Origin of the sequence: Corallococcus sp. AB011P, assembly GCF_003611605.1 — a bacterium.
Lineage (GTDB): Bacteria > Myxococcota > Myxococcia > Myxococcales > Myxococcaceae > Corallococcus > Corallococcus coralloides.
In genome coordinates this window covers 137686-151424 of record NZ_RAVX01000021.1, presented here as the reverse complement: position 1 = coordinate 151424, position 13739 = coordinate 137686, and the positions used below count along the sequence as shown (strand labels likewise).

Below are 13739 nucleotides of genomic sequence, written 5' to 3'. Positions count from 1 at the left end.
TGTCCGACAGTCGGACAGATTTCGCCGCACGAGTCCCCAGACCGCGCCGGCATGGCAGGTGAGCAACGTCGTGCGTGCGCTGACACCACGGTGGGGCCACGAGCAGAGACCCCACTCGGGGAGGGATCTCTCCAAACCTGTCCGACAGTCGGACAGGTTCGCACCAGCTGAAGCCGAGGCCGCGCACCTCGCGGAGCGCAGCGGTGGACCGCAACGGGTGTGCTTGGGCGGACGCCAGGACCAGCGACGGCCAGGGTCGCCCGCCCGGACCCGGTTGCCTCCAAACCTGTCCGACAGTCGGACAAGTTTCCGCCGCATGGGGCCCGAGGCCGCGCCGGACCGCCAGGGGCACAACGTCCTGCGTGCGCGGATACCAAGGTGGGGCGCGGACGGAGGTGCCCGCCCGGGCCCGGTTGCCTCCAAACCTGTCCGACAGTCGGACAGGTTTTCGCCCCATGCCGCCCGGGGGAGCGCTCGCCCTGCAAACGACGCGGAGGGTGGGCCCGCACGTCCATGTCAGACCCCTGTGGTTGGATGGCGATGCTGGGACGAGGAGGGGGAATGGGGATGGGACGGGAAGGACTCGTGGCCTATGTGGAGGCGCAAATCGAGCGCGATATCGCGCTGGGGCGGCTGCACCCGAGCGGGCAGTTTGGTTCGGAAGCGAAGCTGGCGCGTCGCTATGAGGTATGCCGGGGCACCATTCGCGAGGCGCTGCGACGGCTGGCGGCGAGGGGCCTGGTGGTGCAGCGCTCCGGACGCAAGACGCGCGCGGTGGCGCTGGATGAGTCGCTGACGCTGGAGAACCTGGGTCTGGCGCTGCATGACGCGAGCAACCCGGACGCCCGGTGGCTGCTGGAGGGCTACTTCAGCCTCAAGCGGCAGGTGCTGGTGGAGCTTCTGGCCGATTGCTGCGCGAGGGCCTCGGACCTCGACCTGGACCGACTGGGGAGCACGTGCTTCCAGTTGCAGGACGCGGCGCGCTGGGAGTCGGGTGCAACCTGCGCCCAGGTGGAGTTCGAGTTGCTGCGGCAGGCGGCCCGGGTGGCGGCGCGGCCGGGGCACGTGCTCCTCGTTCAGTCCCTGCAGCGGGCATTCCTGGGAGGCGCAGCCCAACTGCTGCCGCTCATGGGTGGTGAGGCGCTGCGCGAGTGGGTCCTCCGCGTGACGGCGATCCTGCACGAGCGCGACGTGCAGGCACTTCAGAACGAGCTGCCGGCACTGCTGAAGGCTCGCGATGAGCGCGTGCTGAACGCCTTCGCCCCTGCGCCCCAAGCACCTGCGTCCTCCGAGGCCCACTTCACCCAGGAGGACCTCCTCGGTGCGCCCGCACCAGCCAGCGGCCTGAAGGATGCGTCGGAGGTACTCCCTGGCGTTGAGGAACGTGGCGCCGGCGATTCCGCGTCAGCCATCGTGCGCGACGAAGCGCTGGAGCATCCTCCTTGCGTTGAGGAGCGTGGCGCTGGCATCTCCGATTCAGCCCTCGTGCGGGACGAAGCGATGGAGCGTCATCCTTGCGTTGAGGAGCGTGGCGCCGGCGATTCCGCGTCAGCCATCGTGCAGGACGAAGCGCTGGAGCGTCATCCTTGCGTTGAGGTGCGTGGCGCTGGCATCTCCGATTCAGCCCTCGTGCAGGACGGAGCACTGGAGCCGTGCCCCTGTGTGGAGAAGGCTGTCCTCGGTCTCCTCTCACCAGCTACCGAGGACACCGAAGCGCTCGGGTCTGCGCCCGGCCTCTATGCGGATGCCCTCCTCGTGGGGCCAGACTGCGGGGCGCCACCGTCTCCAGATGCCCCAGGATTCGTCCCCCGCGAGCCCCGTGGGGAGTGCTCCGCGAACACAATGGGCGCCAACTTGGGACTCCTGTTCGACTGCAGGACAGGTATTGCCGCATCGGTCGCGGAAGGTGGCCTCCAGCAGCCTGAATCTCCGCCCCTCGGAACCACCGGCCCAGACTTAGGGGCGGTGCGTATGGAGGGCGATCCGATTCATGCCCCCCAGGGGCCCTTGGGCGCGTGGGCTGCACGCCTCTGGCACTTCCTTGCCCATTTCCTGGGCCTGTCTGCGTCGTCGTGTGCGGCGAAGTTTCTTCGCGTCCGAGCTCGCTCATGAAGCTCCGCACGCCGGCCCTTGTTTTGGAGCGCTTGATCCGATGGAGCTTGGACTCCACTGCTCGCGCCGGACTTTCGCGCCGGCTTTGTCGGCGACCTTCTGGCGACGGACTCCGCTCAAACCCACCGTGTCCGCCCCTAAGCGGGGCGGACACAGTCCAGCTCCCCTCCCCCTCGCCAGGCCACGAGCTGGACGCGACCCGGCTTCCCTCCCCCGAAATCCGCTACCGCGTCGCGGCCCGGCGCGCCGGCGTCCGCCTCTTCACGGTCCGGTGCGCCTGCGCCTTCATCGCAGGCATGCGCCGCGCCTTGTGCGCCCGTGCCTTCACCGGACCCCTGCGCGCATAGCCCGCGGGCCGCAGCGTCTTCTTCGCCATCACCGCCTTCTTGCGCTGCGCCGTGGCTCGGGCCGCGGGCCGCAGCGTCTTCTTCGCCGCCGGCCGCTTGCGCATCGCCGGCCTCGCCTTGCGCACTGGCGCCATCTCCATCCGACGCAACTGCGACTCGAAGCGCGTCAGCGCCTTGCGGAACAGGGCCGCCTTGCGCCGCGTGTCCATGCGCCCGCCGATCACTCGGCTCCCCATGGGGACGCGCATCGCCTCACGGCGCAGCCGGTGCGCCAGCTTCTCGTATTGGTCCACCATGCCGCGCGCGCGCCGCACCATCCCCATCAGCTCGCGCCGGGACAGCTCCATCAGGTTGCGCGGCGCACTGGCCAGCACCAGCCGCATCTCCCGCGCGTTCATCAACGCCGTCCCCGTCTCCCGCATCTTGCGCATGTCCGCCCCCTCCCTCGGGTTCGCCAAACAGTCGCAACGTTTGGGGCCCTTCCCGACAGCGGCAAGGAGGACACGGCCGGGGCCTGCCCCACCGCCCGTCCCCGCGGAACAGGGCTGCTGTCCTGCACTCAGCCGGACGCGCTCACCGGCGGCCCGTCCAGCAGCAGCGCCAGCTTCTCCAACGCCAGCCGCGCCCGCGTCTTCACCGTCCCCAGCGGCTGGCCCGTCTTCCGCGCGATCTCACTCTGGGACAGCCCGTCGAAATACCCGAGCAGCACCACCTCCCGCTGCTCCGGCGGCAACCGCGCCATCGCCGCGCGCACCCGCGCCTGGTCCTGCGCCGCGGCGGCGGAGTCATCCGGTGACGGCGGCGTCGCGCTCACCGGTGGCGATTGCTGCGCCACCCCCTCCACCATCCGCGACACCGTGCCCAGCGCACGCAGCCGGTCGATGGACCGCGTGCGCGCGATCGTCGTCACCCACGTCTCCAGTCCGCCGCGCTCCGGGTCGAACTCGCGCGCGCGCCGCCAGACCTCCAGCAAGGTCTCCTGCAGCACCTCCTCCGCGTCCGCGCGCGTGGGCAACAGCCGCACCGCGATGGCGAACGCCCGCGCGGCGCACCTCGCGTAGACGTCCCGCATGGCCGCCGCGCCGCCGAGCGCCACCTGCTTCAGCAGGTCGCGGTCGGCCGACAGGTCACTCGCTTGCTGAGCAGCGGAGTCGTTGGGCGCCATGTTCGTCCCGGATACCGCAACCGGAGGGGCGGATCCCAGCTTCAACCATCGGGGCCCGTCCACCCAGCCCCTCGGGCTGGGCGACCGCTCCCTCCGTTCCTAACGTTGACAGGCCAACGCGACCAGGCAGCAGCCATCTTCAATCAACAACACCCGCACATTGCTGCCTGGAGCCACTGACTCAGAGTCCTATAAGGGGCCGCCAGCCGATATGACCGAACGACTCGGAAGCGTGTTCATCGAGAACGTCCAGCCGGAGCTGGACGCGGGGCGCTACGCCATCAAGCGCGTCGCCGGAGAGTCCCTCACCGTCCGGGCGGACATCTTCAAGGAGGGCCACGACGTCCTCGTGGCCGTCGCCCGCTGGCGCCAGGTCACCCCCGCCGCCCAGAAGACGGACTGGGCGGAGGTCCCTCTCGCCTTCAAGAACAACGACGCCTGGGAAGGCTCCATCCCGCTCGCGAACAACGGCCGCTACGAATTCACGATTGAAGCCTGGCCGGATCTCTTCCGCACCTGGGCACACGAGCTGAAGCGCAAGGTGGACGCCGGCCGCGACGTGAAGAGCGAGCTGCTGGAGGGCGCCGCGCTGCTGGAAGGCGCCGCCGCGCGCGCCAAGGGCAAGGCCGCGGAGGACCACCGGCTGCTCGCCGAGGCAGGGGCCCGCCTGCGCACGCCGCCCACGCCGGACCACCTCCTCGCCGCGCTGTCCTCCGAACTGGCGGACGCCGCGTCACGGCACCCGGACCGCACGCTCGCCAGCAGGTACGACAAGGTGCTGGAGGTGTTCGTGGACCGGGAGAAGGCGCGCAACGCCGCCTGGTACGAATTCTTCCCCCGCTCCGCGAAGCGCGACGGCAAGACGCACGGCACCTTCAAGGACGCGCAGGCCTGGCTGCCGTACATCCAGAAGCTCGGCTTCGACACCGTCTACCTGCCGCCCATCCACCCCATCGGGCGGACCGCTCGCAAGGGCAAGAACAACAGCCTGCGCGCGGAGCCCGGTGACGTGGGCAGCCCTTGGGCCATTGGCGCCGCGGAGGGCGGCCACAAGGCCGTGCACCCGGAGCTGGGCACGCTGCAGGACTTCCGCGCGTTCGTGGACGCGGCGAAGGCCCACGGCATCGAGGTGGCGCTGGACCTGGCCTTCCAGTGCTCGCCGGACCACCCGTACGTGAAGGAGCATCCGGAGTGGTTCCAGCACCGCCCGGACGGCACCATCAAGACGGCGGAGAACCCGCCCAAGCGCTACGAGGACATCGTCAACTTCGACTGGATGGGCCCCGCGCGGGACGCCCTCTGGAAGGAGCTCAAGTCCGTCGTCCTGCACTGGGTGGACAACGGCGTGCGGACCTTCCGCGTGGACAACCCGCACACCAAGCCCATGCAGTTCTGGCACTGGCTCATCCGCGAGGTGCAGGACCTGCACCCGGACGTGCTCTTCCTGTCGGAGGCCTTCACCCGCCCCAAGGTGATGAAGGCCCTGGGCAAGGTGGGCTTCACCCAGTCGTACACGTACTTCACCTGGCGCCTCTTCAAGGACGAGCTGCGCACGTACCTGGAGGAGATCACCCAGCCGCCCGTGGCGGACTACTTCCGCGGCAACCTCTGGCCCAATACGCCGGACATCCTCCCGGAGAACCTCCAGAACGCGGGCCCCGGCGCCTTCCGCCTGCGCGTGGCGCTGGCCGCCACCCTGTCGTCCGTGTGGGGCATGTACTCCGGCTACGAGCTGTGCGAGGGCCGCCCGGTGCCGGGCAAGGAGGAGTACCTGGACTCGGAGAAGTACCAGCTCGTCGCCTGGGACTGGGACCGGCCGGGCAACATCTCCGGCTGGGTCGCCAGGCTCAACGCCATCCGCAAGGCGCACCCCGCGCTCCAGCACTACCAGGGCTTGCGCTTCTTCGAGTCCGACAACGACCGCGTCGTCTTCTACGGCAAGCGTTCGCCAGACGGGCTCAGCACGGTGCTGGTGGCGGTGAGCCTGGATCCGTACTCGCCCCAGGAAGCCCTGCTCCGCGTGCCCATGGAATGGCTGGGCGTCACCGCGGAAGAGACGTATCAGGTGCAGGAGCTGATGGCTGATCAGCGCTCGCTCTGGCAGGGCCCGGACGTGCAGGTGCGCCTGACGCCCGAACAGCCCGCGGCCATCTGGGCCGTGTACCGCTACCGCCGCACCGAACACGCGTTCGACTACTTCGAGTGACTCCCTCCGAGAGGCGTATGGACCTGGATCCGCTTTGGTACAAAAAAGCGCTCATCTACGAGCTGCACATCCGCGCATTCCATGACTCGAACGGGGACGGCCACGGGGACATCCCGGGCCTGATTGAAAAGCTGCCGTACCTCCAGGACCTGGGCGTGGACTGCCTGTGGCTCCTGCCGCACTACCCGTCCCCGCTGCGCGACGACGGCTACGACATCGCGGACTACTACGGCATCCACCCGGACTACGGCACGCTGGCGGACTTCCAGCGGCTGGTGGAAGAGGCCCACAAGCGCGGGCTGCGCATCATCATCGAGCTGGTGGTGAACCACACCAGCGACCAGCACCCCTGGTTCCAGGAGGCGCGCAGGGACCCCAAGAGCCCCAAGCGCAACTGGTACGTCTGGAGCGACACGGACGAGTCCTACAAGGGCGCGCGCATCATCTTCACCGACACGGAGCGCTCCAACTGGACGTGGGATCCGGTGGCCAAGCAGTACTTCTGGCACCGCTTCTTCAGCCACCAGCCGGACCTGAACTACGACAACCCCGAAGTGCAGGAAGCCATGCTGGACGTCATGCGCTTCTGGCTCAACATGGGCGTGGACGGATTCCGCTGCGACGCCGTGCCCTACCTCTTCGAGCGCGAGGGCACCAACTGCGAGAACCTCCCGGAGACGCACGCGTTCTTGAAGCGCCTGCGCAAGACGATCGACTCCGAGTACCAGGGCAAGGTGCTGCTCGCGGAGGCGAACCAGTGGCCCGCCGACGTGCGCGTGTACTTCGGCGAGGGCGACGAGTTCCACATGGGCTTCCACTTCCCGGTGATGCCCCGCCTCTTCATGGCGGTGCGCCGCGAGGACCGCACGCCCATCGTGGAAATCATGCAGCAGACGCCGGACATCCCGGAGTCGTGCCAGTGGGCCATCTTCCTGCGCAACCACGATGAGCTGACGCTGGAGATGGTGACGGACGAGGACCGGGACTACATGTACCGGGAGTACGCCACCGACCCGCGCATGCGCATCAACCTGGGCATCCGCCGCCGCCTGGCGCCGCTGATGGACAACGGCCGGCGCCGCATCGAACTGATGCACAGCCTGCTCTTCACGCTGCCCGGCACGCCGGTCCTCTACTACGGGGACGAGATCGGCATGGGCGACAACATCTACCTGGGCGACCGCAACGGCGTGCGCACGCCCATGCAGTGGACCGGCGACCGCAACGCGGGCTTCAGCCGCGCGGACTACGCGCGCCTCTTCGCGCCCGTCATCGCGGATCCCGTCTACGGCTACCAGTCCATCAACGTGGAGGCCCAGGAGCGGCAGAAGTCCAGCCTGCTCCAGTGGGTGAAGCGGATGATTGGCATCCGCCAGCGCTACCCCGTGTTCGCCATGGGCAGCTTGCGCTTCCTCACCACGGAGAACCGCAAGGTGCTGGCCTTCGTGCGCGAATGGGAGGGCCTGACGGTGCTCGTCGTCTGCAACCTGTCGCGCTTCGCGCAGCCGGGCGTGCTGGACCTGCGCGAGTTCGAAGGCAGCATCCCCGTGGAGTTGATTGGAGAGACGCCGTTCCCCCGCATCAGCGACCTGCCCTATCAGCTGTCGATGGGGCCTTACATGTTCCTGTGGTTCCGGTTGGACAAGCCGCTGCAGGCGAAGGAGTAAACCCGCGTGACCCCCCTGGACCTGACCAAGCTGCCAGACTTCCTCAAGGCCCAACGTTGGTTCGCCGGCAAGGCGTGGCCCATCAAAAGTGTCAGCGTGGCCGACCACGTGAACATGGACCTGGGCACGTGTACCTTCACCCTGGCCATCATCGAGGTCGTCTACGAGCTGGGAAATCCGGAGCGCTACCAGCTCCAGGTCCGGCACACGGCCGACGGACTGGTGAGCGCGCTGGAGGACGACGACTGCGTGCGCGCCCTCTTCAACCTCGCGCGTGAGGACCGGCAGGTGGTGTCCGGCTCCGGCCGCGTGGTGGGTGAATGGATCGCCTCCACGGACAGCGGCGTGGCGCTGCCGGATCCGCTCTCCGTGCGCCGGCTCAACGTGGAGCAGAGCAACACCTCGCTGGTGCTGGGCGAGCGGGTCATCGTCAAGGTCATCCGCAAGCTGGAGGCCGGCGTGAACCCCGAATACGAGGTGGGCCGCTTCCTCGCGACGAAGACGTCCTTCCGCGCGACGCCGCAGCTGGTGGGCGCGCTGAACCTGGAGGGCCCCGCGGGCGCGACACTCGCGCTGGCGCACCGCTTCGTGCCGGACGCCGTGGACGGCTGGAAGTACACGCTGGAGCGGCTGCGCCAGGAGAAGGCGCTGAGCGACGGCTTCCTCTCGGACATGCGCGACCTGGGCGCGCGGCTGGGAGAGCTGCACAAGGCCTTCGCCTCCGCGGGGCCGGACGACCTGGCGTTCTCCCCGGAGCCGCTGCTCCAGGAGGACCTGCAGCGCTGGAGCGCGTCCATCGTGGGCGAGCTGGGCGTGACGCTGGCGGACGCCGGGCGGCTGCACGCGGACCTGGAGGGCCGGCGCGACGGGCTCATCGCGTACGCGAAGCGGCTGGCGCAGGTGGCGCCCTCCGGCCAGAAGGTCCGCATCCACGGCGACCTGCACCTGGGCCAGGTGCTGCGTTCGGACAACCAGTGGCTGTTCTTCGACTTCGAGGGCGAGCCGTCCCGCTCCTTCACCGCGCGCCGGGAGAAGTACAGCGCCCTGCGCGACGTGGCGGGGATGATCCGCTCGTTCGACTACGCGGAGGCCACCGTGGCGTTGGAGGGCGGCCAGCCGCGCGGGCGCGTGGGCCCCACCCGCGACGCGTTCCTGGAGGGCTACCGCCAGGCGACGCGCGGCGTCCCCTTCCTGCCCGACAGCGATGAAGCCTTCCACGTGATGTTGCGCGCCTTCGAACTGGAGAAGCTGTTGTACGAAGTGCGCTACGAACTCGCCAACCGGCCGGACTGGGTGCGCATCCCCGTCGAGGCCCTGTTGCGGATGGAGGATGCCCAGTGAGGAAGCCTGCGGACAGAGCACAGGTGGACGCGGAGCTGCAACGCGTGGTGGAGCTGCGCCACCCGGAGCCCCACTCCATGTTGGGCGTCCACCCGGACGGCGACGCGGTGGTGGTGCGCGCCTACCGCCCGGAGGCCGTGGCCATCCACGTCCTGCCGGAGTTCGGGGGCAAGGTGCCCATGCAGCACCGCACCGGCGGCGTCTTCGAGGCGCGCATCAACGGCCGCACGGAGCCCTTCAGCTACCTGCTGGAGGTGGAGTACCCGGGCAAGAAGGTCTTCACGCTGCGCGACCCGTACAGCTTCCTGCCGACCATCGGGGAGATGGACCTGTACTTCGCCGGCGAGGGCCGCCACGAGCGGCTCTGGGAGCGCATGGGCGCGCACCTCATCCACCACAACGGCGTGAAGGGCACGTCGTTCGCCGTCTGGGCGCCCACCGCCCGGGGCGTGTCCGTGGTGGGAGACTTCAACGGCTGGGACGGCCGCCTGCACGCCATGCGGCGCATGGGGTCCTCCGGCATCTGGGAGCTGTTCGTCCCGGAGGTCGGCGAGGGCACCCGCTACAAGTTCGAGATCAGGCCCGGCCACGGCGGCGGCCCGCTGCTCAAGGCTGACCCCTTCGCCTTCCGCACGGAGACGCCGCCCGCCACCGCGTCCGTGGTGCATGACCTGCAACGCTACGCCTGGGGCGACAGCGCGTGGCTGGAGGCGCGTGAAAAGCACGTGGACGCGGCCCACCACCCGTGGAGCGTCTACGAGGTCCACCTGGGCAGCTGGCGCCGCGTGGTGGAGGACGGCGACCGGCCCATGACGTACCGCGAGCTGGCGCCGGAGCTGTCTCGCTACGTGAAGGAGCTGGGCTTCACGCACGTGGAGCTCTTGCCCGTGTCGGAGCACCCCTACGGCGGCTCCTGGGGCTATCAGGTGGGTGGCTACTACGCGCCCACCTCGCGCTTCGGCCACCCGGACGACTTCCGCTACCTGGTGGACTACCTGCACCAGGAGGGCATCGGCATCATCGTGGACTGGGTGCCGGGCCACTTCCCGCGCGACAGCCACGCGCTGGGCCAGTTCGACGGCACGTCCCTCTACGAGCACTCCGATCCACGGCAGGGCTCGCAGCCGGACTGGGGCACGCTCGTCTTCAACTTCGGGCGCAACGAGGTGCGCAACTTCCTCATCGCCAACGCGCTGTTCTGGCTGGAGGAGTACCACGTGGACGGGCTGCGCGTGGACGCGGTGGCCTCCATGCTCTACCTGGACTACAGCCGGAAGCACGGCGAGTGGGTCCCCAACCGCTGGGGCGGCCGGGAGAACGAAGAGGCCATCCAGTTCCTGCGCGAGCTCAACGACACCATCCGCCGCAAGCACCCGGGCGTGGTCGTCATCGCGGAGGAGTCCACCGCGTGGCCCAAGGTGTCCCAGCCCGTCAGCGAGGGCGGCCTGGGCTTCCACTTCAAGTGGAACATGGGCTGGATGCACGACACGCTGTCGTACTTCTCCAAGGACGCCGTCTACCGGCAGTTCCACCACAACCAGCTCACCTTCGGCCTGCTGTACGCGTTCAGCGAGCACTTCATGCTGCCGCTGAGCCACGACGAGGTGGTGCACGGCAAGGGCAGCCTCTACGGGCGCATGCCGGGCGACGCGTGGCAGAAGCGCGCCAACCTGCGCGCGCTGTTCGCGTGGATGTGGGCCCACCCGGGCAAGAAGCTGCTCTTCATGGGCGGCGAGTTCGGCCAGCCCGCGGAGTGGAACCACGACAAGAGCCTGGACTGGCACCTGCTCAACGACCCGGGCCACAAGGGCATCCAGAAGCTGGTGGCTGACCTGAACCGCGTCTACCGCGACGTGCCCGCGCTGTATGACTCGGACAGCGAGCCCCTGGGCTTCCAGTGGCTGCAGCCGGACGCGTCCGCGGCGAACGTGCTGGCCTTCGTGCGCCGCTCGCGTACGCCCGGCCGTCACGTGGTGTGCGTGGCCAACATGTCGCCGGTGCCTCGCGAGGATTATCGCGTGGGCTTCCCGCTCCACGGCCGTTATGTGGAGCTGGTCAACACCGACGCCGGGGAGTACGGCGGCAGCGGCATGGGCAACCGGGGCCAGGTGCACACGGAGCCCACGGGCTGGGACGGTCAGCCCGCGTCCGCGACGCTCACCCTGCCCCCGCTGTCGGTGGTGTGGTTCACGCCGGGGTAGCAGGCCCCGGCCTCACCGAAAGGACCTGGGGCATGGCGGCAGGAGCAGCGGCGAAGCGGAAGCTGGGAGCGACGGGCCTGGAGGTGTTCCCGCTGTGCCTGGGCGGGAACGTCTTCGGCTGGACGGCGGACGAGGCGACCTCGTTCGCCGTGCTCGACGCGTTCGTGGAAGGCGGCGGCAACTTCGTGGACACCGCGGACGTGTACTCGCGGTGGATCCCCGGCCACGTGGGCGGTGAGTCGGAGACGGTGCTGGGGAAGTGGATCGCCTCGCGCAAGGCGAAGGACCGCCTGGTGGTGGCCACGAAGGTCGGCGCGGAGACGGCGCTGGGCAAGGGCCTCACGCGCGAGCACATCGAGAAGAGCGTGGACGCGTCCCTGCGCCGCCTGGGCGTGGAGCGCATCGACCTGTACTACGCGCACTACGACGACCCGAACACACCCTTCGAGGAGACGCTCCGCGCCTTCGACGCGCTGGTGAAGGCGGGCAAGGTGAAGGCCCTGGGCCTGAGCAACCACACCGCGGAGCGCGCGCGGGAGGCCCTGGACACGCAGAAGAAGCTGGGGCTTGCGCGCTACCTGGTCATCCAACCGGAGTACAACCTGGTGGAGCGCCCGAAGTTCGAGGGCGCGCTCCAGCAGCTGAGTGAGCAGGAGGGCCTCGCCGTGGCGCCCTACTTCGGGCTCGCCGCGGGCTTCCTCACCGGCAAGTACCAGGAGGGGCAGCCGGCGCCGGCGTCACCGCGCGCGGGCAACGTGCTCAAGAAGTACGGCAATGCGCAGGGCTGGGGCGTCGTCGACGCGCTGAAGAAGGTGGCGGAGCGCCAGGGGGCCACGCCGTCGCAGGTGGCGCTCGCGTGGCTGGCGACACGGCCCACGGTGGAGGCGCCCATCGCCAGCGCCACGTCCGTGCCGCAGGTGAAGGAGCTGCTCGGGGCCTTCTCCCTGAAGCTGGAAGCGGACGACCTGCGCGAGCTGGACAGCGCGTCGTCGAAGTAGCGCTGTCCTAGCCTTCGTCCGTGACGAGGACGGTCTTCAGACGTGCCAGGACGGGCTCTGGCACGTCGATGAAGGACAGGCCCACCTCGAAGCGGGCCACCGCGTCCTTGGGTAACTTGATGGCCCAGACGATGCGCGCCGTACATTCCAGCGAGCTGCCGTCCGGAAGGAACAACTCCAGATCCAGGCGCGAGCCCACGTCCTGCGGATCATCCGAGTAGATGCGCGCGCCCCCGAGGCTGACGTCGAGCACCTGCTTCTTTTCACCCACCTTCATGCGCGCGGGGCGCGAATAGAGGGGCGCGTGGATGCGGGGGAAAGCGCGGCGATCGATGTGGGAGGTCATCTGGAGTGTCACGTTCCGCCATCCTAGCGTGCCTGTCACGAAACGGCATATCGCCCCCCCAGGCGAGGAGGCGGGCCGGTGGGTCGGACCACCTCCTCCGTGGGTTCGAGGCAACCCTACCCGGGAGTACCGCCCAGGTCCTCGAGCTCCGGTGCGTCCCGAGCCAGCTCGTCGCAGATGAGCGCCTGGATGCGGAAGGCCAGCCGCGCCTCCTGGACCACCTCCTGGGCCTCGCCCTCCGTCAGCGGCACCTCGTCCAGCCGGGCCACGAGCCGGCCCTGGAAGGCGAGCAGCTCCGCGGCGGACACCGCGTTGTAGAAGGCCGTGCCCCGGCCGTTCTCCAGCTCGAACGCCCGCGCGATGAGCTCCGAGCGCTGGGGCGCGGTGTAGAGGTCCTGGACGCAGCGGGCCCAGGCATGGGCGATGAGCAGGTGCGGGGCCTCCGCCGCCACCTCGCGGATCCGCTCGGCGTGCAGCCGCGTCTCCACGCAGGCGAAGGGCTTCGTGCGCGTGTCGCCGCAGAACCAGTCCAGGTCCGCCAGCAGCGCGGAGGCCCGCCGCAGCTCCGGCAGCCGCAGCACGCGCGTGAGCGGGCCGTCCTTCAGCGCCGGCAGCACGGCCTCCAGCGCCTCGTAGACGACGTGCAGCTGGCGCAGGTGGTTCACGTAGTGGCGCGCCCGCACGAACTGGCCGTAGACGCCGCCGTTCCACGCGCCGTGGAAGAGCGCCTCCAGGAAGGTGGACTGCTCCGCCTGGCGCCGAGCGCCCCCCGTCCCCTCCTCCAGCCGCAGCGACAGCCGCTGCGTGGACGGAAGGCCCGCGGGGGCCGTGGACGCGGAGGGCAGGCGCTTGTCCCTCGCGGAGCGCTCGAAGCCGCCCCAGCGGATCGTCCCCCGGACGGTGCTCACTGCTTCCACCCGCCGGTGGGGGCCGGCTCCTGGGCCTCCGCCTCGTGCGCGGGCGCGTGCGGCAGCTCCAACTGATGGATGGCCTCCACCAGGGTGTGGCCCAGCGCGCGCAGGACGTCCTCCTCCAGGCGAAGCGTCACCGGCCCCACCGCCAGGTGGATGTGCCCACAGCTGCACCGCGTCACTTCAGCGCACGGGCCTCGCGCCAGCACCGCCCTGCAGCATCCCTGACCGAGCATCGCGCCCTCCATGTGATTTTGATTATCGAAATCAAAATCATGAAGCCACAACGCCCTTCCGCCGTCAAGCCCGGTCCAGGCAGTTCTGATCCGGAGGCTGGTGGCCAACGCCCCAAAGACAGACATGAAACACACAAAACAAAGACAAACAATTCAATTAATTGCATACATTTGACTATTTTGTTTCATGTTTCACCCCGAGACGGCCG

The 13739-nt window shown here is 69.2% G+C and carries 10 protein-coding genes and 1 pseudogene; 6 read left to right on the top strand and 5 right to left on the bottom strand.

All coding sequences use genetic code 11. The features are described 5' to 3' along the window. Positions 1 to 561 precede the first annotated feature (561 nt). Positions 562 to 1339: pseudogene (locus D7X30_RS34580) on the top strand (FadR/GntR family transcriptional regulator); the annotation flags it as partial. A 996-nt stretch (positions 1340 to 2335) separates the two neighbouring features. Here the strand turns inward: D7X30_RS34580 and D7X30_RS34575 are convergent. Then, on the bottom strand, positions 2336 to 2890 hold the full coding sequence (locus D7X30_RS34575) for a hypothetical protein (RefSeq protein WP_120567232.1): 555 nt from the start codon (positions 2888 to 2890) through the stop codon (positions 2336 to 2338). A gap of 128 nt (positions 2891 to 3018) precedes the next feature. Then, on the bottom strand, positions 3019 to 3624 hold the full coding sequence (locus D7X30_RS34570; protein WP_120567231.1) for a sigma-70 family RNA polymerase sigma factor: 606 nt from the start codon (positions 3622 to 3624) through the stop codon (positions 3019 to 3021). Positions 3625 to 3835: 211 nt separating this feature from the next. Here D7X30_RS34570 and D7X30_RS34565 point away from each other — a divergent pair, with 211 nt between their 5' ends. From D7X30_RS34565 to D7X30_RS34545, 5 genes are read left to right on the top strand one after another with little or no spacing between them, the layout of a single operon-like run. Next, positions 3836 to 5830 carry an alpha-1,4-glucan--maltose-1-phosphate maltosyltransferase gene (locus D7X30_RS34565; protein ID WP_120567230.1) on the top strand — a complete coding sequence of 665 codons (1995 nt, stop codon included), beginning with the start codon at positions 3836 to 3838 and terminating at the stop codon, positions 5828 to 5830. 17 nt (positions 5831 to 5847) lie between these two features. Next, positions 5848 to 7497: a maltose alpha-D-glucosyltransferase gene (gene treS, locus D7X30_RS34560; protein WP_120567229.1), complete on the top strand. Its 1650-nt coding sequence runs from the start codon at positions 5848 to 5850 to the stop codon at positions 7495 to 7497. 6 nt (positions 7498 to 7503) lie between these two features. Beyond that, positions 7504 to 8838: a phosphotransferase gene (locus D7X30_RS34555; RefSeq protein WP_120567228.1), complete on the top strand. Its 1335-nt coding sequence runs from the start codon at positions 7504 to 7506 to the stop codon at positions 8836 to 8838. After that, entirely contained in the window at positions 8835 to 11039 is a 2205-nt protein-coding gene (glgB, locus tag D7X30_RS34550) for a 1,4-alpha-glucan branching protein GlgB (RefSeq protein ID WP_120567227.1), read from the top strand. Before D7X30_RS34555 ends, glgB begins: the two co-directional genes overlap by 4 nt. Before the next feature lie 32 nt (positions 11040 to 11071). After that, positions 11072 to 12037, top strand: coding sequence for an aldo/keto reductase (locus tag D7X30_RS34545; protein ID WP_120567226.1), 966 nt, complete (start codon positions 11072 to 11074; stop codon positions 12035 to 12037). 7 nt (positions 12038 to 12044) lie between these two features. Here the strand turns inward: D7X30_RS34545 and D7X30_RS34540 are convergent, their stop codons facing one another. From D7X30_RS34540 to D7X30_RS34530, 3 genes are all read right to left on the bottom strand, one after another. Further along, positions 12045 to 12395 (bottom strand): PilZ domain-containing protein, encoded by a 351-nt coding sequence (locus D7X30_RS34540; protein WP_233591973.1) that lies wholly within the window; start codon positions 12393 to 12395, stop codon positions 12045 to 12047. Positions 12396 to 12499: 104 nt separating this feature from the next. Next, positions 12500 to 13291 carry a heme oxygenase (biliverdin-producing) gene (locus D7X30_RS34535; protein ID WP_120567225.1) on the bottom strand — a complete coding sequence of 264 codons (792 nt, stop codon included), beginning with the start codon at positions 13289 to 13291 and terminating at the stop codon, positions 12500 to 12502. Beyond that, complete coding sequence (locus D7X30_RS34530; protein WP_120567253.1) at positions 13288 to 13530, bottom strand: hypothetical protein; 243 nt, start codon at positions 13528 to 13530, stop codon at positions 13288 to 13290. The genes D7X30_RS34535 and D7X30_RS34530 overlap by 4 nt, the downstream gene beginning before the upstream one ends. Positions 13531 to 13739: the final 209 nt, after the last annotated feature.